The organism is Halomarina litorea, assembly GCF_024227715.1.
In the GTDB taxonomy this organism is placed as follows: domain Archaea; phylum Halobacteriota; class Halobacteria; order Halobacteriales; family Haloarculaceae; genus Halomarina; species Halomarina litorea.
This window is the reverse complement of sequence record NZ_CP100448.1, coordinates 441,753-462,816: the sequence shown is the minus strand read 5'-3', so window position 1 is coordinate 462,816 and position 21,064 is coordinate 441,753. Positions and strand designations below refer to the sequence as shown.

General features: G+C 69.5%; 21 protein-coding genes and 1 pseudogene. 5 read left to right on the top strand and 17 right to left on the bottom strand.

The window, feature by feature from the left end:
• Positions 1 to 3 precede the first annotated feature (3 nt).
• The 4 genes from NKG96_RS02520 to NKG96_RS02505 all read right to left on the bottom strand — a co-directional run bounded on the left by NKG96_RS02520 (position 4) and on the right by NKG96_RS02505 (position 3,883).
• Positions 4 to 306 (bottom strand): putative quinol monooxygenase, encoded by a 303-nt coding sequence (locus NKG96_RS02520; protein WP_254536884.1) that lies wholly within the window; start codon positions 304 to 306, stop codon positions 4 to 6.
• 60 nt (positions 307 to 366) lie between these two features.
• Positions 367 to 804 (bottom strand): NUDIX hydrolase, encoded by a 438-nt coding sequence (locus NKG96_RS02515; protein WP_254536883.1) that lies wholly within the window; start codon positions 802 to 804, stop codon positions 367 to 369.
• Complete coding sequence (gene mutS / locus NKG96_RS02510) at positions 797 to 3,481, bottom strand: DNA mismatch repair protein MutS (protein WP_254536882.1); 2,685 nt, start codon at positions 3,479 to 3,481, stop codon at positions 797 to 799. Before mutS ends, NKG96_RS02515 begins: the two co-directional genes overlap by 8 nt.
• A 114-nt stretch (positions 3,482 to 3,595) precedes the next feature.
• Positions 3,596 to 3,883 (bottom strand): hypothetical protein, encoded by a 288-nt coding sequence (locus tag NKG96_RS02505; RefSeq protein ID WP_254536881.1) that lies wholly within the window; start codon positions 3,881 to 3,883, stop codon positions 3,596 to 3,598.
• Between the two features lie 66 nt (positions 3,884 to 3,949).
• Here NKG96_RS02505 and NKG96_RS02500 point away from each other — a divergent pair, with 66 nt between their 5' ends.
• On the top strand, positions 3,950 to 4,129 hold the full coding sequence (locus tag NKG96_RS02500; protein ID WP_254536880.1) for a hypothetical protein: 180 nt from the start codon (positions 3,950 to 3,952) through the stop codon (positions 4,127 to 4,129).
• A gap of 4 nt (positions 4,130 to 4,133) precedes the next feature.
• On the opposite strand, the gene thiD is transcribed toward NKG96_RS02500, so the two are convergent.
• The 12 genes and pseudogenes from thiD to NKG96_RS02440 all read right to left on the bottom strand — a co-directional run bounded on the left by thiD (position 4,134) and on the right by NKG96_RS02440 (position 16,271).
• Positions 4,134 to 5,504: a bifunctional hydroxymethylpyrimidine kinase/phosphomethylpyrimidine kinase gene (thiD, locus tag NKG96_RS02495; protein ID WP_254536879.1), complete on the bottom strand. Its 1,371-nt coding sequence runs from the start codon at positions 5,502 to 5,504 to the stop codon at positions 4,134 to 4,136.
• A 313-nt stretch (positions 5,505 to 5,817) separates the two neighbouring features.
• The gene (locus NKG96_RS02490; RefSeq protein ID WP_254536878.1) at positions 5,818 to 6,243 is read right to left on the bottom strand and encodes a thioredoxin family protein; all 426 of its coding nucleotides are present in this window, start codon (positions 6,241 to 6,243) and stop codon (positions 5,818 to 5,820) included.
• Positions 6,244 to 6,284: 41 nt separating this feature from the next.
• Positions 6,285 to 7,337 (bottom strand): AIR synthase family protein, encoded by a 1,053-nt coding sequence (locus NKG96_RS02485; protein ID WP_254536877.1) that lies wholly within the window; start codon positions 7,335 to 7,337, stop codon positions 6,285 to 6,287.
• 50 nt (positions 7,338 to 7,387) lie between these two features.
• Complete coding sequence (locus NKG96_RS02480) at positions 7,388 to 8,926, bottom strand: flippase (protein WP_254536876.1); 1,539 nt, start codon at positions 8,924 to 8,926, stop codon at positions 7,388 to 7,390.
• Entirely contained in the window at positions 8,926 to 9,750 is an 825-nt protein-coding gene (locus tag NKG96_RS02475; RefSeq protein WP_254536875.1) for a glycosyltransferase family 2 protein, read from the bottom strand. Before NKG96_RS02475 ends, NKG96_RS02480 begins: the two co-directional genes overlap by 1 nt.
• Positions 9,747 to 10,745: a glycosyltransferase gene (locus tag NKG96_RS02470; protein WP_254536874.1), complete on the bottom strand. Its 999-nt coding sequence runs from the start codon at positions 10,743 to 10,745 to the stop codon at positions 9,747 to 9,749. Before NKG96_RS02470 ends, NKG96_RS02475 begins: the two co-directional genes overlap by 4 nt.
• Positions 10,746 to 10,798: 53 nt before the next feature.
• Complete coding sequence (wecB, locus tag NKG96_RS02465; protein ID WP_254536873.1) at positions 10,799 to 11,875, bottom strand: non-hydrolyzing UDP-N-acetylglucosamine 2-epimerase; 1,077 nt, start codon at positions 11,873 to 11,875, stop codon at positions 10,799 to 10,801.
• Between the two features lie 96 nt (positions 11,876 to 11,971).
• Positions 11,972 to 13,729, bottom strand: a complete 1,758-nt coding sequence (gene pyk / locus NKG96_RS02460) for a pyruvate kinase (protein WP_254536872.1) — start codon at positions 13,727 to 13,729, stop codon at positions 11,972 to 11,974.
• A 48-nt stretch (positions 13,730 to 13,777) separates the two neighbouring features.
• A complete protein-coding gene (locus tag NKG96_RS02455; RefSeq protein WP_254536871.1) occupies positions 13,778 to 14,410 on the bottom strand; it encodes a DsbA family oxidoreductase in 633 nt (210 codons plus the stop codon).
• 79 nt (positions 14,411 to 14,489) lie between these two features.
• Positions 14,490 to 14,720: a hypothetical protein gene (locus NKG96_RS02450; RefSeq protein WP_254536870.1), complete on the bottom strand. Its 231-nt coding sequence runs from the start codon at positions 14,718 to 14,720 to the stop codon at positions 14,490 to 14,492.
• 76 nt (positions 14,721 to 14,796) lie between these two features.
• Positions 14,797 to 15,177, bottom strand: a pseudogene (locus NKG96_RS02445) (sodium:calcium antiporter); the annotation flags it as partial.
• 95 nt (positions 15,178 to 15,272) lie between these two features.
• Complete coding sequence (locus NKG96_RS02440) at positions 15,273 to 16,271, bottom strand: ABC transporter permease (RefSeq protein ID WP_254536869.1); 999 nt, start codon at positions 16,269 to 16,271, stop codon at positions 15,273 to 15,275.
• A 134-nt stretch (positions 16,272 to 16,405) separates the two neighbouring features.
• Here NKG96_RS02440 and NKG96_RS02435 point away from each other — a divergent pair, with 134 nt between their 5' ends.
• The 3 genes from NKG96_RS02435 to NKG96_RS02425 all read left to right on the top strand — a co-directional run bounded on the left by NKG96_RS02435 (position 16,406) and on the right by NKG96_RS02425 (position 19,193).
• Positions 16,406 to 17,575, top strand: coding sequence for an ABC transporter permease (locus NKG96_RS02435; protein WP_254536868.1), 1,170 nt, complete (start codon positions 16,406 to 16,408; stop codon positions 17,573 to 17,575).
• A gap of 263 nt (positions 17,576 to 17,838) precedes the next feature.
• The gene (locus NKG96_RS02430; protein ID WP_254538107.1) at positions 17,839 to 18,999 is read left to right on the top strand and encodes a glutathione-independent formaldehyde dehydrogenase; all 1,161 of its coding nucleotides are present in this window, start codon (positions 17,839 to 17,841) and stop codon (positions 18,997 to 18,999) included.
• A gap of 50 nt (positions 19,000 to 19,049) precedes the next feature.
• The gene (locus NKG96_RS02425) at positions 19,050 to 19,193 is read left to right on the top strand and encodes a hypothetical protein (protein ID WP_254536867.1); all 144 of its coding nucleotides are present in this window, start codon (positions 19,050 to 19,052) and stop codon (positions 19,191 to 19,193) included.
• 12 nt (positions 19,194 to 19,205) lie between these two features.
• On the opposite strand, the gene NKG96_RS02420 is transcribed toward NKG96_RS02425, so the two are convergent.
• A complete protein-coding gene (locus tag NKG96_RS02420) occupies positions 19,206 to 20,372 on the bottom strand; it encodes a CobW family GTP-binding protein (RefSeq protein WP_254536866.1) in 1,167 nt (388 codons plus the stop codon).
• A 72-nt stretch (positions 20,373 to 20,444) separates the two neighbouring features.
• On the opposite strand from NKG96_RS02420, the gene mobA reads away from it, so the two are divergent.
• Positions 20,445 to 21,062, top strand: coding sequence for a molybdenum cofactor guanylyltransferase (mobA, locus tag NKG96_RS02415; RefSeq protein ID WP_254536865.1), 618 nt, complete (start codon positions 20,445 to 20,447; stop codon positions 21,060 to 21,062).
• Positions 21,063 to 21,064: the final 2 nt, after the last annotated feature.

Below are 21,064 nucleotides of genomic sequence, written 5' to 3'. Positions count from 1 at the left end.
CTCTCACATCAACTGCGTCGAGTCGGACACCTCGTACTTGTAGAGTTCCACCTCGCCGCCGACGAAGTCCGGAATCTGCTCCTGGAACGCCTCGAAGTGCTCGCTGGTCATGTGGGCCTCGACGGCCTCCTCGTCCTCGTACTGCTCGAAGATGCGAATCACGGCGTCATCGTCCACGTCGGTGGTAACGCGGTACTCGAGGACACCCTCCTCCTCGCGGGAGCGCTGGCCGAGTTCGGTGAGGGCCTCGATGGCCTCGTCGTGGCTGTCCGGGTCGATGGGGATGATGGCGTACTGGAGTATCATCGTCCGTCACCTCAGTCCCGGGCGACAAAAAGCCACCCCGCGTGTGCGGACGGGGACCGACTACTCCTCGCGCCCGAGGACTCGCTCCAGCGCCGACCGGCAGCGGTCGTTGAGTCGGTCCCGCGCGCGTTCGGGCGTCGTCCACTCGCTGTCGACGTGTTCCTCGGAGAGCGTCACGTCCGCCTCGTCGGTGGCACAGCGGTAGTAGACGAAGAACTTCCCCCGATCGTGGCGCTTCCGGACGGCGGTGTGGACCGGACCACCGACCGTGACCGACAGGCCCGTCTCCTCGCGGAGTTCGCGGTGGAGCGCCGGCATGACCGCCTCGCCGCGGTCGATGCGCCCGCCCGGGAACTCCCAGTCGCCGTCGGCCTCGCGCAACACGAGCAGGCGGCCGTCGGGGCCGAACAGGATCGCCTTCTGACTCACCGTCGCCAGCATGGGCTTCGGCGCCTCCCTACTCGCCTCGCCGTCGACGTCCTCCCGGGGTTCACTCATCGGGCAACCGCCCCCTGAGGTCGCCGACCAGTTGCAACGCCTCGATGGGCGTCAACTCGTTCGGGTCCGTCGCGCGCAAGTCCGCGAGGACGGCCTCCGTCTCCGGGTCGAGCGACGGGGGCGGTTCCTCTCCCCCGTCGGCGGACGCCTCGGGGGCGTCGTCGGTGCCGGTGGTGAACTGCCCCGACCCGAGGTCGAAGACGGCCTGTACCGACCCGCCGCCGCCTCCCTTCGCCTCGATGGCCTTCTCCTCGCGCAGGTGGTCCAGCACCTCCGCCGCCCGGTCGACGACCGGCCCGGGGACGCCCGCGAGGTCCGCGACGTGGACCCCGTAGGAACGGTTCGTCGCCCCCTCCTCGACGGTCCTGAGGAAGGTCACGTCGCCGTCGGACTCGTCCACCGCGCGGGACTCCGTCCCGCTGGCAGCCGAGGACCCCTCGTCGACGGCGACGTGGACGTTCGCCACCCGGGGGAGGTGGTCTGCCAGCCCCGTGAGTTCGTGGTAGTGCGTGGCGAAGAGCGTCTTCGCGCCCACCGTGTTGTGCAGGTACTCGGTGGCGGCCCACGCGATGCTGATGCCGTCGTACGTCGCCGTCCCGCGGCCCACCTCGTCGAGGATGACCAGCGAGTCCTCGGTGGCAGAGTGGAGGATGTTCGAGAGTTCCTGCATCTCTACCATGAACGTCGAGCGCCCCTGCGCGAGTTCGTCGAGCGCCCCCACGCGGGTGTAGATGCCGTCGACCAGCCCCACCGTCGCGGACCGGGCGGGGACGAAACTCCCCACCTGCGCGAGCAGGGTGATGAGGGCGGCCTGTCGCATGTAGGTGGACTTCCCGCTCATGTTCGGCCCCGTCACGACGAGGAAGCGCCGGTCCTCGTCCAGCGAGAGGTCGTTCGGGACGAACTCGGTGTCGGCCTCCACGACGGGGTGGCGGCCCGCCTCGACGTGCAGGGGACCGGACGCCACGAGGTCGGGACGCGCCCAGTCGTTCCTGACGGCGTGCGTCGCGAGACTCGCCAGCGTGTCGAGTTCCGCGACGGCACGGCCCACGTCCTGCAGGAGTTCGGCGTGGTCGGCGACCCGTTCCCTGAGTCCCCGGAAGACCTCGTACTCCAGGTCGCCGCGCCGTTCTTCCAGTCTGAGTATCTCGCGTTCGCGTTCGCGGAGTTCGTCGGTGACGTACCGCTGGGCGTTCTTCAGCGTCTTGATGCCCTCGTAGTGGTCTGGGACTGAATCCGCCTCCGACTTCCCGACCTGGATGTAGTAGCCGTCGGTCTTGTTGCGGTCCACCGAGAGCCGTGAGATGCCGTGTTCGCGCGACTCGCGGTCCGCGAGCGTGTCGACCCACTCGACGGCCGACTCGTGGCGCGCGATCAGGTCGTCCAGTTCGTCGTCGAACCCCTCGCGGATGAGACCGCCCTGCGTGACCGTACTCGGTGGGTCCTCCGCGAGTGCCTCCTCCAGTGCGTCGTGGAGTTCGGCGGCCGCCTCGCGGTCCGGCCGGTCGAGTATCTCGCGGACCGGCGAGTCCGTCAGTCGCGGCGTCGCGTCCACGAGGGCCGCGAGTTCCGGCAGGAGCGCCAGCGTCTCCTTCACCCGCAGAAGGGCGGCGGCGTCGGCGCTCCCGGACACCGCCCGACTCGCCAGCCGTTCGAGATCCGACGCCTCCGAGAGCGTCTCGCGCAGTTCCTCGCGGGCGAGTGCGGCCTCGCAGAACGCCGCAACCGCCGACTGTCGCCGGTCGAGTTCGCCCCGCGCCCGCCGCGGGCGGCCCAGCCACTCCTTCAGGAGACGAGCGCCCGCGCTCGTCGTCGTGTGGTCGACGGTGTCGAACAGCGACCGACCCCCGCCGGTCATCGTCTCCGTGAGTTCGAGGTTGCGCTGGGTCGTGGCATCGAGCGAGACGTGGTCGTCCCCGCGGTAGGTCCGCAGGCGGGTGACCGACGCCAGCGCGCCCGTCCCCGTCTCCCGCAGGTACGAGAGCGCCGCGCCCGCCGCGCGCACCGCGAGGTCCGAATCGAGTCCGACCGACTCGTCGGCCGCGCCGAACTGTTCGCGCACGGCGTGGCGCGCTCTCCCCGGCGCGAAGTCGTCCGTCGCGTGGAGCGTCAGCGTCGCGTCCAGTCGCTCCCGGAGTCGGCCGAGCAACGCGTCGTCGTTCCTGACCTCGGGACCCGGGAGCACCTCCGTCGGCGCGAAGCGGTACAGTTCGGTCAGCGCGCTCGCCCCGTCGTCGGCCGTCGTGACGTGAAACTTCCCGGTGGTCACGTCCACGAACGCGAGGCCGTACTCGTCTCCCGAACCTCCGCGGACGACACTCGCGAGGTAGCGCGCGTCTCCGTCGCTCGTCTCCAGCAACGTTCCGGGCGTGACGACCCGTTCGATGCGCCGCGCGTGCCCGTCGTCCGTCTCGTACTGGTCCGCGACGGCGACCCGGTAGCCGCGTTCGACCAGCGCGCTCAGGTACGGCGTCAGGTCGTCCAGCGGGACGCCCGCCATCTTGTACGCCTCGCCGCCCGAGGAGCGCTCCGAGACCTTCAGGTCCAGTTCGCGCCCCACGAGTTCGGCGTCCTCGTGGAAGAACTCGTAGAAGTCGCCCATCTGCATCGCCAGCACGTCCGCGTCGGTCTCCTCCTTCAACGCGAGGTACTCGCCGACGATGCCCTCCGCAGTCATGGTTCGGAAGTGACGGGTGCCGGAGTAAAACGGTGTGGGTTCCCCGGTGGCCGAAACACTATTGAACACGTCGCGGCCGGGGTACTCGATACACGACGACGGCCGGTGAACGAATCAGACGAACGTTATCCAGGTGACGGCGAACACGTGCCCGTCCCGCTCGAAGTAGTACCCGGAGACGTCCGTCCCGTTGGCCGTCTTCGAGTAGTTGTACCGGGCGAACGCGTCCTCGGACGCGGACGCGTTTTCCGATTGCACGATGTACTTCGATACCGTCCCGGAGCCGTTCGACAACGGTTCGACGTCGAGCGCGCGTTCGAGATGAGGGTTCGACGTGTCCTCTGCCGAGTACGTGTTGAGTATCGCGTCCTCGGGAGGATCCGTCACGTAGACGACAGTCACCTGGATGTCTCCGGACCCGGTCTCGGAGCCGTCACTCGTGCGTGGAGGGTCCTGAAGGAGTCGACCATGAGCCTCCTCGAACGCGTGAAATCGGCGTTCCGCACCCAGGAGACCATCGCCTGGGAGTGCAACGACTGTGACACCGTGTTCACGACCACCGTCCCCGAGTCCGACGCCCCGGCCGGCGTCAGATGCGAGGAGTGTGGGTCGACCGACGTGGTGGAGATAAGCCGGTCGTACGGGTGACGGCTCAGTTCTCTTCCAGTCTATCGAGGAGCGTCAGCGTCCGCTCCCGGAGTACGTCGGCCTCCCGCGCCAGCACCAGCGTCGTCGGTTCGTAGCCCACCCGTGCCGGGTTGACGACCGCCCGCGGGGTCCGACTCGCCGCCGTGAGCGTCCGCCGGGCCGCCGTGAACTCCCCGCGCTCGCCCTCCTCCTCGTCGGCTTCGTCCCCCTCGCTTCCGCCGTCGGCCGTCGCAACCGGCCACGGCACGCCGTCGAGGGCGCGTTCGACCCGGTCGTCGAACCGGAGGTTCACCGCGAAGCGGAGTTCCGGGTCCACCTCCCGCGCGCCGAGGAGGAACTGGCCGACGTGGCTCGACGCGCCGAAGCGCGTCCCGCGCGTGGGTTCGACCCCCGAGAGGGTCCGGGCGATGCGCCCCTCGACGGCCACCACCTCGTCGCCCGACTCGGCGTACGCGCCCGCCCCGACCACGTTCGTCCCCACCTCGGGGACCAGCGGGCCGACGTCGGCGTCCACGAACGCCCGGACCAGTTCCTCGACGGCCTCCTGCGTCGGCTGGCGGTCCGCACGCTCGCGCAGGGCCACGAGGTGGTGGACCGCGCCCGGCCCCTGCCCAACGTCGTGGTGGTACCTGACCGCGCGTTCCATGAACCACGTGGCGTCGCCAACCGCCGCGGCGGGGGCCTCGTCGTGGGCGAGATGGGTCGCGATTGCACTCGACAGCGTACACCCCGACCCGTGGGTCGCGTCGGTGTCCACCCGTGCGTGGGTGAACGTCTCTCGCCCCTCCGGGCCGACCAGCGTGTCGATCACCTCGTCGCCCGAGTCGACGTGCCCGCCCTTCACGAGGGCGTACTCCGCACCCATCTCGCGGAGGGCCTCGCCCGCCTCGCGGGCGCTCGATTCGTCCTCGACGTCGACGCCCGTCAGGACCGCCGCCTCGTCGGCGTTCGGCGTCACCACCGTCGCCTCGCCCACCAGTTCCTCGTAGGCGCGTTCGGCCGCCTCCGCCAGCAGTCGGTCGCCCGACGTGGCGACCATCACCGGGTCCACGACCAGCGGCGCGTCCAGTTCGCGGGCGCGGTCGGTCACCGCCTCGACCACCTCGCCCGTCGCCAGCATCCCGGTCTTGACCGCCCGCACGTCGAAGTCACCGAGGACGGCGTCGAGTTGCGCCTCGATTTCGTCGAGTGGGAGGACGAACGACGACTCCACGCCGCGGGTGTGCTGGGCGGTGACGGCGGTGACGACGCTCGTACCGAAGCCGCCGCCGGCCTCGATGGTCTTCAGGTCCGCCTGGATGCCCGCGCCGCCGCCGGAGTCGCTCCCCGCGACGGTGAGCACGACGGGACGCGAGACGGGCGCTGGCTGTCGCATGGCGCGACGATACGGGGAGTCGACACTAAGCGATACTGGTCGCTAGCAGAGTCGGGGAACCACGAAGCAGTTGTCGGTGCCAGCGACGACGGGAACGACTCCGAAGCCCTCGTCCGCTACCCTCGCGCCACTCGCTGCGCGCTTCGCTCTGCTCGCTCCGCTCACGCCGCTGCAGTGCTTACTTCGTCGTGCTTCGGGTGGCGCACTCGCCCGCGTGAGACGCTTCGCGTCTCACTGGCTCTCGTTCGCTCGCGACGCTCACTCACGAGAACTTCGAGCCCACCAGGACCGCACCACGACCGCACCCGTCACCTCAGCCTTCGACCGCCTCTTCCGTGTGACGTTCGAGGAAGGTGACCACGTCCCCTGCCCCGGTGAAGCCGTCCGCGAGACGGGCCACCTCCTCGCCGTCTCGGACGAGGAGGAGCGTGGGGACGGAGCGGATGTCGAATCGGTCGACGAGGCCGATGTCCTCCCCGGGGTTGACCATCGCCACGGTCACGTCGGTGGCGCGCGACTCGTGGGTCGCTTCGCTCCCCGCTCTCTCGTTCCGAGATGCTCGCTTCGCTCCCATCTCGCGCGCGACGTTCCCGAGGACGGGTTCCATCGCCTGACACAGCGCACACCCCTTCGTGTAGAACTCCACGAGGACGGTGTCGTGGGCGGCGAGGACCTCGTCCAGTTCGTCGCCGTCGGCGGGGCGAAGCGGGGTGGCCGTCGCTGACTCGTTCGTGCTCATACCGGGAGAAGGGGTGCGAGCGACTTGGACCCTCGCCTCGGCTACTCGTCTGCCTGTAGCTTCCCCATGTACTCCTCGAAGGTGCCCCAGAAGGGGTCCACGCCGGGGTGGTCGACGTCCTCGCCGCTCACCTCGATGCCCGACCCCTCGACTACCTCTCCGACGGCGGCGGCCGGGATGCCCTCCTCGTCGAGGGCCGCGAGCACGGAGTCGACGCGGTCGGCGGGCACCGTCGCCAGCAGGGTCCCCTCGCTGATGGACGCCCACGGGTCGACATCGAAGAACGCGCAGGCCTCGCGGACGCCCGGCAGGACGGGTATCGCATCGCGGTCCACCTCGATGCGCACCCCGGCGGCCCGCGCGAGTTCGTAGAGGCCGCCGTAGACCCCGCACTCGGTAGCGTCGTGCATCGCCGTCGGCGGGCCGGCGGCCGCGACGGTCAGGGCGTCGCGCACGGGCGACATGTCGTAGAACCGTTCTTTCGCGGCCTCGATTGCGTCGTCGGCCACCTCGCCGCGCATCAGCGACTCGAACTGGATGGAGAGGAGGCCGGTCGCTTCGACGGCGGGTCCCTTCGTCACGACGACACGGTCGCCCACCCGCGCGCCGTCGGGCCGGACGAGCTGGTCGGGGTCGCCCACCCCGAGGACCGTCGCGCCGCCGACCATCGGGTAGTTGCACCCAGCGTAGCGGGCGGTGTGGCCCGTCACGACCGAGACGTCGAGGTCTCTCGCCTCGCGGTCCATCGTCGACCAGACCGTCTCGAACTCCTCGTCGGTTATCTCGGGCGGGAGGTTGAAGTCGATGCTCAGGTGCGTCGGCGGGATGCCCGACACCGCGACGTCGCTCATGAGAATGTGGAAGGCGAACCACGCCGCGCGCTCGAAGCCGAGCGACGGCATGACGAACACGGGGTCGGTGGCGAGTGCCACCGTCTTCCCGCCGACGTCGATGGCGCCGAAGTCCACGCCGTGTTGCGGGGCGAGCGTCACGTCTTCCCGGTCGGCACCCAGATAGGGGTAGATGAACTCGTCGAAGAACTCGCGGTCGACCTTCCCCAGTTCGGGCGGGTCACCGCTCTCGCTGTCGCTCATGGGCGGTGGTACGAGCGGGTGGTATTAGCCGTGGTGGTCGCACCCACACGTCAGTCCATCAGCCGCGTCGCGATGGCTCTCAGCGGGCCGAGGTCCACGCCGAACCGCTCCTCGAAGCTCAACAGGAGCATCACCTCCTCCTCCTCGACGCCGAATCGAAGAGCGACAACGGCGTAACAGACCGCGAAGACACTCCCGGCGACGGCCAGTTGGACGACCGGGTCCGCGAACGCGCTCGTGACCGCGAGATAGAGGGCAACCGCGAGGAACCCGCTGAGAGCGGCGATGCGCGCCAGCGTGCCCGTGACAGGATGGAAGCCGGCGAACCGGTAGAGCTGTGCGGCGTACAGAGCGTTCAGGAGGACGTAGGAGACGGCCGTCGCCACCGCCGCCCCAAGGAAGGTGTACTGCGGGATGAGCGCCACGTTGAGGACGACGTTCACCGCTGCAACCAGTGCGTTGTCGTACATGATGAGGCGCGTCCGGCCCAGCGAGGTGAGCGCGTCGGCGTTCGGTCCGGCGATGGCGTGTGTGAAGAACGCCACCGAGAGGACGACCAGCGCCGTCGTTCCGGGGAGGTACTCGGGGCCGAAGGTGAGTGCGATGGTCGCCTCCGGGAACAGCACCATGAGGACGAACAGCGGGAACGTGGCGAGGAAGATCCACTTCGTGACGACCTGATACAGCCGTCCTAACGCGTCCTCTTCGCCGGCCGTCTGGAGTTCCGAGACGACGGGCATGAAGATGAATCCGAAGGCGCTCATCGCCACTGTGAGCAGTTGTGCGAGGGGGTAAACCGTGTTGTACACCCCGACGTCGCCAGTCGAGGCGTAGATACCCAGCATGAACATATCGATGTCCGAGAAGACGAGTGTCATCGTCGTCGAGACGACCAGCGGCGCGGAGAACGATAGCAGTTCCCGGCGCATGGGGACTGCCTCAACCGCCCGGTCGAACAACGGGGTGTCCCGCCAGAGGAAGTACAGCCCCACCCCTGCCGCAGCGGCGTAGGAAGCCGCGTAGGCCCACGCCACGCCCGTCGAGCGGAAACCCAGCAGAATGGCGACGACGACGCCCGCAAAGCGCGTCAGCGGGAGCGAGACGTTCCTGATGAACACCTTCGGGAGCGAGGACTGGAGCCCCTGCACGCCACCGACAGCGAGTTTCATCACTGCCGCCAGTGGAATCGCCAGCCCGAACACCCGGAGGACGGGAGCGATAGAGGAGTCGTCGAACACTGCCCCCGCCAGCCACGGAGCAAGGAGGGCGATGGCCCCCCCGACGAGCACCGAGAGCGGGATGGCGAGTTCGAACGCCGATAGCAGGACCCCCTTGCGCCGGCCCGGGTCCTCGTAGCGCGGGAGAAACCGTCCGATGCCGGTATGCAGACCGAGGACGACGAGCGTCGAAACGAACGCCGTGAGAGTGATACCGAGCGAGACGGCTCCGTAGTCGACCCGGCCGAGCACTCGCGCGATGACGAGTTTGGCGACGAACGAGATTGCCAGTTCGAGCAGGAGGCCGAGGAAGAGCACGCTTCCGCCCTTGAACAGCGTTCGGAGGGAGTCGCGAGGGTCCGAGTTGCCCATCAGTCGGTGACGGCGTACTCGGCGAGTTCCGGAGGCACCTCGACCAACAGGTCACGATAGGTCGGGCGTGCCGACATCTCGAATATTTCGCGCCAGTCCTTCCGCCGGGCGTTGTACACTCGGCCCGCGAGCGCACCGGCGAGGATACCTGTGAGGTAGACGGGGGTCCCCGCGACTGCTGTGGGGAGAGAGTGCTGGGTGTAGAGGAACCGGAACAGTTGGGCAGGGGTGAACCCGATGCGGTACAGCCCCTTCGCCGATCGGAAGCCCCGCTGGAGGCGCTGTTTCGGCGTCCGCTCCGGCGAGTCGATGTTCCGGGTGTACAGGACGGGGAGGTACCGGAGTTTTCCAGCGTCCTCCAGCCGGTCGGTCAGCTCGTGGTCCTCGCCGCGCATGATGGGGCGATAGCCGCCCACCTCCAGCAGAAGGGTACGTGGGGCGAAAAAGAGGTTGCCCGCGGTGCGGAGGGCGACGGGCCCCTCCCGTACTTGCACGTCGTGGTAGACATCGAGAATCGGACCGAGAATGTCGCCGTACTCCTGGTCGAAGTCGTAGTTGGCGATGACGTGCTCGCCCCGGGCTTCCACCAGCGCGCGCTGGCGCCCCTCGCCGCGGTTACAGCCGGGGTCAACGATGAGACGGAGCGCGTCACTCTCGGCGGCCAGTCGTCTCAATACAGGGAGACTACCGTCGTCGCTCCCGGCGTCCACGACCACTACTTCCGTCGCAGGAGGACACTGAGCGAGGATACTCTCAAGACTCCGCTCTAGCGTTCGTCCCTGATTGTAGTGGGTCAGACAGACGGAGTAGTCGGGGTCGATCATCGCTTGACCACCGCTCGGAGCGTCCGACTATAATCCTCTGCGATTCGCGCGTAGTCGAATCGCCGGACGTACTCCCGGAAGTCCTCGCTCCCACCCATCTCGTCCGCCTCGCGGACCGCGCGGGCGATCTCCGCCGGGTACGGCTCACAGAACGAGACGAACGCCCCGAAGCGCTCTTCCGCCCGTCCGGCGGCCTGCACGACGCCCAGTCCGGCCGCGCCGTACTCCAGCACCTTCAGCGTGTGCGGGTCGTCCACCAGCGAGACGCCCACGTCCGCCGCGTGGAGGTAGCCCGGAACGTCCTCGTGGGGGACGGTCCCGAGGAAGACGACGTTCTCCCGGTCGCGGGCGGCCCGTTCGACCCGCCCCTCAAGCGACCCCGCCCCGAGGACGACGAGCGTCCAGTCTGGCAGGTGGACCATCGCCGCCAGAAGCTGGGGGACCTCGTAGATGGGTTCGAGGCCGCCGACGTAGACGAGGACGTTCTCCGACCCGACGCCCGCCTCGTCGAGACGAGTGCGCGCCCGGTCGACGCTCTCGGGGTCGGGGTCGGCAAAGCGGTCGAAGGAGACGCCGAGGTCCGTCGCCGTCGCCTCACGGGCGTACCGCCGGACCCGCGCTTCCTCCTCCTCGTAGACGTACAGCGTATGGTCGGCGAGGGCGAAGGCGGCGTTCTCGGCGGCACGGACGGCGAGGGAGAGCGCGCGGGGGTGCGTGCGCTCGAACTGCTGGATAGGGTCGACGTGGTCCACGACGAGGGGCGTCCCGAGCAGTTTCAGCGCGCACCCGGCGAGTGCCCCCGCGCGGGTGGTGCCGACGACGGCGTCGTAGGCGTCGCGTTCGCGGAGGGACTCGCGGACCGTCGCGGGGGTGGTCCCGCGGAGGGTCACGTCGAACCCGTCCGCTTCGAGGCACTCCGCGATGCGTCGCCGCCCGACGCTGATGTTCGCGGGCTTGTCGGGCGTGAGCCAGAGGACGCGAGTGGACTCGACCATTGGATGCGGGGACGCGACTCGGCGGGAAATACGTCCCGTTCCGCGGACCCCCCTCAGACCCGCTCGGCCAGCACGTCGACGATGCGCTCGCCGGCCCGCCCGTCGCCGTAGAGGTCCGGGTGGCCGGTCATGGCGGCGCACGCGGCGTCGTCGGTCAAGAGCGCCTCCAGTCGGGGCGCGAGCGTCTCGGGTCCGACGAGTTCGTTGACGCCCGCCTCGACCGTCTCGGGGCGTTCGGTGTTCGGGCGGACGGTGAGACACGGGACTTCGAGGATGGACGCTTCCTCCTGGATACCGCCCGAGTCGGTGACGGCGACGCGGGCGTTGGCCAGCAGGTCCAGGAAGTCGAGGTAGTCGAGCGGGTCCACCAGTCGCAGCGACCCCGACGGGTCGTAGCCCATCCCGTCGAGGACGCTCCTCGTTCGGGGGTGGGCCGGGAGGACGACGGGCGCGTCGGCGTCGTCGAGGGTGTCCACGACCGCCCGCAGGCGGTCGGAGTCGTCCGTGTTCGAGGGGCGGTGGATGGTCGCGACGACGTAGTCCTCGCCCGCGAGGCCGAGGTCCGAGCGCACCGTCGAGTGCTCCGCGGCGAGGGGGGCGTGCTCGCGGCAGGCGTCGACGACGGTGTTGCCCGTCCGGAAGACGCCGGCGGTGACCCCCTCGCTCTCGAGGTGGGAGACGGCCTGGTCGGTGGGAGCGAAGGAGAAGTCGGCGACGTGGTCCGAGACGACGCGGTTGACCTCCTCGGGCATGGTCCGGTCGAAACTCCGGAGGCCCGCCTCGACGTGACCGAAGGCGACCGGGAGTTTCGCGGCGGCGAGCGCCGTCGAGAGGACGGCGTTGGTGTCGCCCTGTGCGATGGCGGCCGCCGGGTCGCGGTCGGCGAGCATCGACTCGACGCCCACGAGCGCCTGTCCGGTCTGTTCGGCCTGCGTCCCCGACCCGATGGCGAGGTTCTCGTCCGGTGTCGGGAGGTCGAGCGACTCGAAGAACGTCCCGCTGAGTTCGGGGTCGTAGTGCTGGCCCGTGTGGACCAGGTGGAGGTCGAACCGGCCCTCTGCGGCCCGTATCACCGGCGCCATCTTGATGATTTCCGGCCGGGTCCCCACGACGACCGCGAGTTCGCGCATACGCCTAGGGCATCGGACGCCCACTTGCCTCTTTCTGCCCCCGGACGGCCTGTGCGTGGGACTGTTCCACGCGAAACGGAGGGGTTCGCCGGTCCGTCAGGCCCCCCGGTCCGACCCCTCGAGGACGTCCCCCTCGTAGACGACGCCTCGTTCGGCGTCCAGCGTGACGACGGTCCCGTCCGGCACCCGGTCGACCGGGAGGGCCGCCCCGCTGACCATGGGGACGCCGAGTTCGCGGGCGACGATGGCCGGATAGCCGGTGAGACCGCGCTCCGCGGCGACGATGCCGGCGACCCGCGAGAGGTCGCCCGTGAACTCCGCGTCGAAGTCCGCGGGCAGACAGAGTATCGCCCCCTCGGGGGCGTCCGTCAGGTCTCCCCGGGTGTGGAAGACGGGGCCGACGACCCGCCCGGAGACCGCCACCTTCCCGGTCGCGAGCGTCTCGGCGGCGACGTGTATCTTCAGCGTGTTCGTCGTGTCGTCGGTGAGGTCGGACATCATCCCCGAGAGGACGACGACGGTGTCGCCGCTCTCGGCCACGTCGGCGACGAGGGCGGCGTCCACCGCGCCCGTGATGACCGCCTGCGTGCCGTGGGCCACCTCCACGGGGAGCGGCCGGATGCCCCACGAGAGCGCCAGTCGCCGCCTGACCGCGTCGTCGGGCGTCGCGGCGACGATGGGGACGCTCGGGCGGTACTTCGCCGTCTTGCGGGCGGTGTAGCCCGACTCGCTGGCGGTGACGACGGCACGCGCGCCCACGTCCCGGGCGAGGTAGCGCGCCGACCGGGCCAGCGAGTCGGCGCTCGTCGCCCCCGCCTTCGGCACCCGCTGTTCGCGGAGTTCGGCGTACTCCTCGCTCGCCTCCACCTCGCCGACGATGGTCCGCATCGTGCGAACGACGCGGACGGGGTGGTCGCCCACCGCCGTCTCCCCCGAGAGCATCACGGCGTCCGTCCCGTCGAGGACGGCGTTGGCCACGTCGGAGGCTTCGGCGCGGGTGGGTCGACGGGACCGGGCCATCGAGTCCAGCATCTCCGTGGCGACGATGACCGGCACGCCCGCCGCCTGACACCGGCGGATGACCCGCTTCTGGATGAGCGGGACCTCTTCGAGGGGGTACTCCACGCCCAGGTCGCCCCGGGCGACCATCACGCCGTAGGCCGCCTCCACGATTTCGTCGAGGTGTTCGATGGCTCCCCGGCGTTCCAGTTTGGCGACGACGGGGACGTCGCCGCCGCAGTCCTCGATGGCCCCCGCGACGGTCAGGACGTCAGCCGCGTCCCGGACGAAACTCGCGGCGACGAAGTCCGCACCCGTCTCGACGGCCAGTTCCACCTCCTTCCGGTCGGCCTCGGTGAGCACGTCGAGGTCGAAGTCCACGTCGGGGGCGTTGACGCCCTTCCGTCCCCCCAGTTCGCCACCGCTCTCGACGCGGGCGACGACGGCGTCGTCCTCGACTCGAACCACCACCGTCTCGATGCGCCCGTCATCCAGCAGGATTCGGTCGCCCTCGCTCGCGCCGACGACGGCCGTCGAGAGGCCCACCTCCTCGGGCGTGGCGGTGTCGCCCGCGACGAAGCGCACCTCGCTCCCCTCCGCGAGGTCGACGGGCGAGTCGAGCGGCGCGGTCCGAATCTCCGGCCCCTGCAGGTCGACCATCACCGCGAGGGGGTGGGGGACTTCCTCACCGACCGCCCGGACGCGTTCGACGAGTGCGCGTCGCTCCTCGCGGGTCCCGTGGCTGGCGTTCAGGCGGGCGACGCGCATCCCCGCCCGCGCGAGGTCGCGAATCGTCTCGTGGTCGTCCGAGGCGGGCCCGAGCGTGCAGACGATCTTCGCGTCCGTCTCGGTCATGTGACGGCTTCACTCGCCCGCGCGCGGACAAAAAGCTACTCGCGGTCGTCAGGTTCCCTCGACCAGTCGTTCCAACTGCTCGGGGGGCACCGCGCCGCGGGCCGCGTAGCCCTCGTAGGCGAACGTCGGGACGCCCGTGACGCCGTGGCGCTGTGCTTCGGTGAACTGCTCGTTCAGATGCTCGCGCAGGTCATCGTCGTCGAGGGCCGCGCGGACCGCCTCGGGGTCCAGTCCCGAACCCTCGGCGAGGTCCGCGAGGACGTCCTCGTCGCCGATGTCGCGGCCGTCCTGCCAGAGCGCCGCGAATATCGCCTCGTCGAACGTCCGCCACTGCTCGGGGTACTCTTCTTTCACGTAGATGGAGGCCAGTTGCGCGTTCAGCGAGTCCACGTCCGTCGCGATCTCCTGAGCCATCTCCACGTCGTACTCCTCCTGCAGGCGCTGGACGTTCTCTCTGGCCTGCGCGTAGTAGTCCTCGTCCTTGCCGTTGTCCACCGAGTGGTCGATCTCGCCGTCCGGCCCGCGCTGCTGGCTCCGGAGGTCGAAGGGGTGCCAGTCGACGTCGAGTTCCGCCTCGCGCGTCTCCTGATATCGGTCGAGGGACTTCCGCCCGAGGTAGCAAAACGGGCAGACGTAGTCCGAGTAGACGGTGAGTCGCTCCTCGGCCTGAGTTTCGCTCATGGTGTCCCGTCGTCGGGCCTCGGGGTAAAAGAACGCGGCCCGGGTGTGACCTGCCGGTACATTACCGCCGTCTCCCGAATCACCCCTCCAGCACCCAGACCGCGAGGGCGACGACGGCGAACGGGAGGAGCGTGAGGCAGGCCACGGCGACGGCGACGGTCCCGACGGCGAGGAGCACGCTCGCGGCGGTGAGGAGGGCGCTCCCGAACAGTACCTCGACGAGGGCGAGCGCCGAGAGGACGGTGAAGACGGCGAACGCGAGGGGGTCGAACCGAGCGAGCGTAGCGGCCTGCGGACGGGTAGTGTTCATGTCTCTGTAGAGTCCACTCTGGGGGATAAAGACGCGCAGAAGGGCGTTTCAGTCCGACTGTGGACCGAACTGGAATTCACCAGCCGACGAACCCGGCGTAGGCCGTCAGCAGAGCGTAGGCCTCGCGGTCGCTCACCGCGAGGTCGGTGCGCAGTATCGTAAAGCGGAGGACGGTGGCGGCGGTGAGGACGCCGAACGTGGGCACCGCGACGGCGAAGTCGATGGTGGCAGCGCCGGCGAGGAGGACGCCCACTGGGAGGGCGACCAGCAGGCCGAAGGTGTTGCTCCCGAGGACGTTCGCGAGGCTGGTGACCCCCCCATTGTCGCGGGCGGCGCGGACGCTCACGAACGCGTCGGAGAGACTCGTACCCGCCGCGATGACCGTGAGACCCCAGAGGATGGGCGGGGTGTCGAACGCCCGCCCGAACCCGAGGGCCGCCTGCACGAGGCCCTCGACGTCGCGCCGACCGCGAGCACCGCGTACCAGAGAAGACTCGCCACGTGCGCGACGTCGGCCGCGTATCTCTAAAATCCCCGTCCGGCTGCCAGCGCTCAGTCGTCGCCGACGCGCGGGTCGAGCGACTGGTGGGAGAGATCCTGAAGCAGCGTGCCGGCGACGCCGACGACGACGATGACCGTCGTCGTCCCCAGGACGAGCGGGAGGTCTCGGGCGAAGATGGCGTCGTAGGCGAGCGACCCGAGGCCGTCGATGCCGAAGACGTACTCGATGACGAACACGTCGACGACCAGCACCGCGAGCACCTCGGTGACGAACAGGGCGACCAGCGGGAGCGCCGCGTTGCGCAGGACGTGCCGGGCGACGCGCCACTCGCTCGCCCCCTTCGACCGGACGAGGCGGACGAAGTCCTCGTTGGCGTACTCCAGCACCTCGGTCCGCACGTAGCGAATCTGACTCCCGAGGAGGCCGAGGGTGAGGACGAGCACCGGGAGTATCGTCCGGCCGACGCTCACTGGGCCGACGGTCCGCGGCAGCCCCGACCCGAGGACGTCGAGGGGGATGGCGAGGACCACCGGCACGAACGCCGCGAGGTAGAAGTTGGGGAACCCGGACCCGAAGTACGACAGTACGGACCCGACGCGCGCCGTCCGGGAGTCGGGGTTGAGCGCCCCGTGCGTCCCGAGGGTGACGCCGACGCCCACCGCGAGGGCGAGGGCGGGGAGGACGTACCGCAGGGTGTTCGGAATCCCCCGGGCGAGCGCCGTCGTCACCGGCATGGGGACGGGGTCGCCGTCCGGCCCAGCCATCGTCTGGCTCCGCGAGTCGCCCCAGTCGAGCGTCGTCATGTCGACCAGCCACGTCCGGTAGCGGACGAGCAGGGGCCGGTCGTAGCCGCGCGCCTCGCGATACGCCTGGATGGCGCTCTCCGTCTCGTTCGCGGAGGTCTGGTCGTCGACCGCACCGGCGTAGCGCAACTGCGCCTCGTTCGGGTCCGGCGTCAGCGCCACCGCGGCCCACGTCAGCGAGAGGATGAGGTAGACGGCGAGGACGGCGAGGACCACCCGCCGGGCGAGACTCAGCCACCGACCCACGAAGTCGCACCTCCGGTCGCAGTCATCTCCCGAAGGCGGGAACGGCGGGTGCAAATACCCGACCGGTTGGTGAAACAGAGACTTCACTAACCCGATAGGGGATACGACGGCACGGAGACACGACGCGCAGACGGATGGCGACCGACATCGACGACCGGTTCGAGGACATCGACTGGGACAGCGAGCGCTCGGCCCCCCGGGTCGGCTGGCGAACGGGGGCCACCGTCGCCGTCCTCCTCGGGGTCGTCGCCGTCCTGTTCGCGGACCAGCACGGCCTCGGCCCGACGGACCAGTTGAACTGGACGGTGACCCGCATCGACTGGCTGTTCTCGCTCTCGCTGGCCCTCTTCGTCGTCCACGTCGTCGTCCCCCTCGCGCGTGACCGCGAACGAGCGCTCGGCTACTGGCAGCAACTCAGGGAGGACAGCCTCGCGAGTGCGGCCGCCGCCTACATCAGCGTGTTCTTCCTGCTCGGCCTCGTCGGCCCCCTCGTCCTCGGGACGCCCGTCATCGGCAAGAAGGTAGCCTTCCAGCCCCCCGTGTTGTTCTCCATCGACGCGCGCGTCCCCTACGAGTGCGTCGGGCCCGTCGTCGCCAGTCGCTGTGTCGGGACGATGGCCCACCCCCTCGGGACGACGTTCGAGGGCAAGGACGTCCTCCTGATGGTCGTCATGGCGATGCGCATCACCCTGCAGGTGGGCCTCATCAGCGCAACCATCATCGTCCCCGTGGCGACAGTGGTCGGAACCGTCGCGGGCTACGTCGGCGGGTGGGTCGACGACGTCCTGATGTACTACGTCGACGTCCAGCAGGCCATCCCCGCCTTCCTCGTCTACATCGTCGCCATCTTCCTGTTCGGTCGCTCGCTGTTCCTCATCGTCCTCGTCTTCGGACTCTTCTCGTGGGGCGGCGTCGCCCGCCTCGTGCGCTCGGAGGTCCTCCAGCGCCGCGAGGAACTGTACGCGCGGGCGGCCCGCACCGCCGGTGCGAGCCACCTCCAGGTGGTCCGCCGACACGTCCTCCCGAACGTCTCGGGGACGGTCATCACCGCGACGACGCTCCAGATACCCGCCATCGTCCTCGCGGAGGCGGCGCTCGCCTACCTCCGCCTCAGCAGGTCCACCCTCCCCTCCTTCGGCGACATCATCGCCGGGGGGACCATCGGGGCGGTGCTCCGGTGGACGGACTTCGTGCAGGCGTGGTGGATTGCGACTATCCCCGCGGTGTTCCTCGCGCTGACCGTCCTCTCCTTCGGCGTCCTCGGCGACGCCCTCCGGGACGTTCTGGACCCCCGGCAGGGATAGCACTAACCCCGCGGCGCGCGTGGGGAGGGTGTGACCACCAGCACCAGAACCGTCGCGCTCGTCGCACTGCTCTCGCTCGCCGTCGCCGTCCTCGGTCTGCGGCGCGCCCATCGCACCCCCGCCCTCGAGGCGCCGTTCTGACCGCCGGCCCGCCACACCGCGGCCCCGCCGGACAGTGTCGGAACCGAGACGTACAGCACGACAGCGGAAAAGAAATATCATTCCAGTAACCCAATCGCCACGAGGAGGAACAACACATGTCAATGGACGCAGTCGTCTACAAGGGCGAGAAGGAAGTGGCGGTCGAGCAGGTCGACGAACCGACGATAGAGCACCCGAACGACGTCGTCATCGACATCACGACGACGTGCATCTGCGGGTCCGACCTCCACATGTACGAGGGTCGGACCGCGGCGGAACCGGGCATCGTCTTCGGCCACGAGAACATGGGCGTCGTCACCGAGGTGGGCGACGCAGTCACCACACTCGAGGAGGGCGACCGCGTCGTCGCCCCGTTCAACGTCGCCTGCGGGTTCTGTCGCAACTGCGAGAACGGCTACACGGGGTTCTGTACGAACGTCAACCCCGGCTTCGCCGGCGGGGCCTACGGCTACGTGGCGATGGGCCCCTACCAGGGCGGGCAGGCCGAGCAACTCCGCATCCCGTACGCCGATTTCAACGCCCTGCACCTGCCCGAGGGGGACGAACACGAGGACGCCTTCGCCCTGCTGGCGGACATCTTCCCGACCGGGTGGCACGGGACGGAACTCGCCAACCTCCAACCCGGCGAGTCCATCGCCGTCTTCGGCGCGGGGCCGGTCGGCCTGATGGCCGCCTACAGCGCGAAGGTCAAGGGCGCGGCCGAAATCTACGTCGTCGACCGCGTCCCGAGTCGCCTCGAACTCGCCGAGGAGCACTGCGACGCCCACGCCATCAACTTCGAGGAGGGCGACCCGGTCGAACAGATCAAGGAGATGCACGGCGACGGCGTGGACAAGGGCGTCGACGCCGTCGGCTACCAGGCCATCGACCCCGAGACCGACCCCGGGTCGGACGCCTACGACCCCGCCCGCGAGAACCCCGCCGTCGTGCTGAACCAGTTGATTCAGGTCGTCCGACCGACCGGTGAACTCGGCATTCCGGGGCTGTACGTCCCCTCTGACCCCGGTGCGCCCGACGAGATGGCCGCGCAGGGCCGCCTCGGCATCGACTTCGGCAAACTGTTCGAGAAGGGCCAGAAACTCGGGACGGGCCAGTGCAACGTCAAGCAGTACAACCGCGAACTGCGCGACCTCATCATCGAGGGCCGGGCCGACCCCTCGTGGGTCGTCTCACACCGCGTGGACCTCGAACGGGCCCCCGAGATGTACGAGAAGTTCGACAAGCGCGAGGAGGGCGTCACGAAGGTCCTGCTGGAACCCTAGCGTCGACCCTCGACACAACCGTTATTCTTCGACGCCGGCTACCCCACGTCATGTGCCTGTACTGCAATATGGGGATGGGCTGGGAGCGCCTGCTGGAGTACGACGAGGTGTACCAGACCGCCATGCGCGGGAGGACCGAGTCGACGTACGGCTTCCACGAGTCCTACGAGGACCTGCGCGACCAGCTAGCCTGAGTCGGTCAGCGCTCAGCGCAACAGCGTCTCCATCGGGAACGGGTCCTCGCCCACCCACGCCTCGCCCTCGTCGACGAGACAGTCGTCCAGCCCCGCGGTCAGCGTCTCCTCGTCCAGTTCCCGCCCGATGAACACCAGTCGCGTCGCCGGGTCGTCCCCACCCCACTCCCCGATGGGACCCGCCCGGAGCGAGGGACCGGCCTGACTCAGGCCGATTACCTCCTCGGGCCGACTCGCCAGCCAGCAGAAGCCTTTCGCGCGAACCACCGACCCGTCCCACGACTCGAGGAATCCCGCGAACCGTACCGGGTTGAACGGCCGGTCGCGCTGGTACACCACCGACTCGACGCCGTGGGCCTCGGCCGCAGACCGCCCGGCGTGGTCGTGGCCGGCGTGCACGCCGTCCCCGTCCGGGTCGTGACGCCCGGCGAGTTCGCGCTTCCACCCCTGCTCTCGCTGGGCCGCCCCGAGGTCGAACCGGCCCGTGTCGAGCACCCGTTCGGGGTCGATTGCCGACTCCGTCGTCCGGTGGACCGCCGCCCGTGGCCCGAGGCGGCGGACGACGCCCTCGATATCGTCCATCGCGTCGTCGGGGACGAGGTCGCACTTGTTGAGCAGGAGGACGTCGCAGAACTCGATGCCCTCCACGAGGACGTCCGCCAGCGGCCGGTCGGGGTCGTAGCCCGCCGGGAGGGCGGCACCGGCGTCGAACTCCTTCCAGAAGCCGTAGCAGTCCACGACGGTCACCAGCGTGTCGAGTCGGTAGCGCCCGGTCGGGTCCGGCCCCTCCCCGTCGCCCCCCGAGAGCGTCCGGGCGATGGGGAGAGGTTCGCTGATGCCCGACGCCTCCACGACGAGGTGGTCGAAGTCGCGTTCGCGGGCCAGTCGGTCCAGCGAGTCGAGTAAGTCGCCCGAGAGCCGACAGCAGATACAGCCGTTCGAGAGGTCGACGATGCCCTCGTCCTCCGACTCGCGTTCGACCAGTTCGGCGTCGACGTTCACCTCGCCCATGTCGTTGAGGACGACGGCGATACGGCGACCGCCCGCGTTCCGCAGGAGGTGGTTCACCAGCGTCGTCTTGCCCGCCCCGAGGGGGCCGCTCACGAGGGTAATGGGGATTCGCTCGTCGGCGACTCCCCCCTTCTCGCCGCCGTCCCCCGCCTCGCGCGTGTCGGTCATGCCCGCGGGTTCGTGTCACACACCTAAGTAGTCGCCGGGGCGGTTTTCCCGTCGGGCGGCGAACCCTCGGCCATGCCCACGGGCGTCATCGTCGCCGGCGGTCGCTCGACACGGTTCGGCGAGGCGGACAAGGCCGTCGCGTCGTTGGGAGGGACACCGATGGTCCGTCACGTCGCCGATCGCCTCGCGAGCGTCGTCGATTCGCTCGTCGTCAACTGCCGGGCCGACCAGCGCGGGCGTATCGAGGACGCCCTCGACGGCTACCCCCTCCCGGTCCGGTTCGCCGTCGACGAGGCCACCGACGAGGGGCCGATGGCCGGTATCGGGACGGGACTGCGGGCCGTCGAGAGCGAGTACGCCGTCGTCGTCGCCTGCGACATGCCGTTCGTCGACCCCGGCGTCGTCTCGTACCTCTTCGAGCGAGCGGCCGGTCACGACGCCGCGGTGCCAAAACTCGACGACGGCTGGTACCAGACGACGCAGGCCGTCTACCGTGCCGACGCGATGGCCGACGCCTGCGAGGCGGCGCTCGCGGCGGGCGAACACAAGATTCTGGCTCCACTCGACCGCCTCGACTGGGTCGTCGTCGGGGAGGCGGGGCTCCGGGAACGCGGGTCGCTCGACACCTTCGAGAACGTCAACACCCGCGAGGAGCTCCGTGCGGCGGAGGAGCGTCTGCGACGGCGTTGACG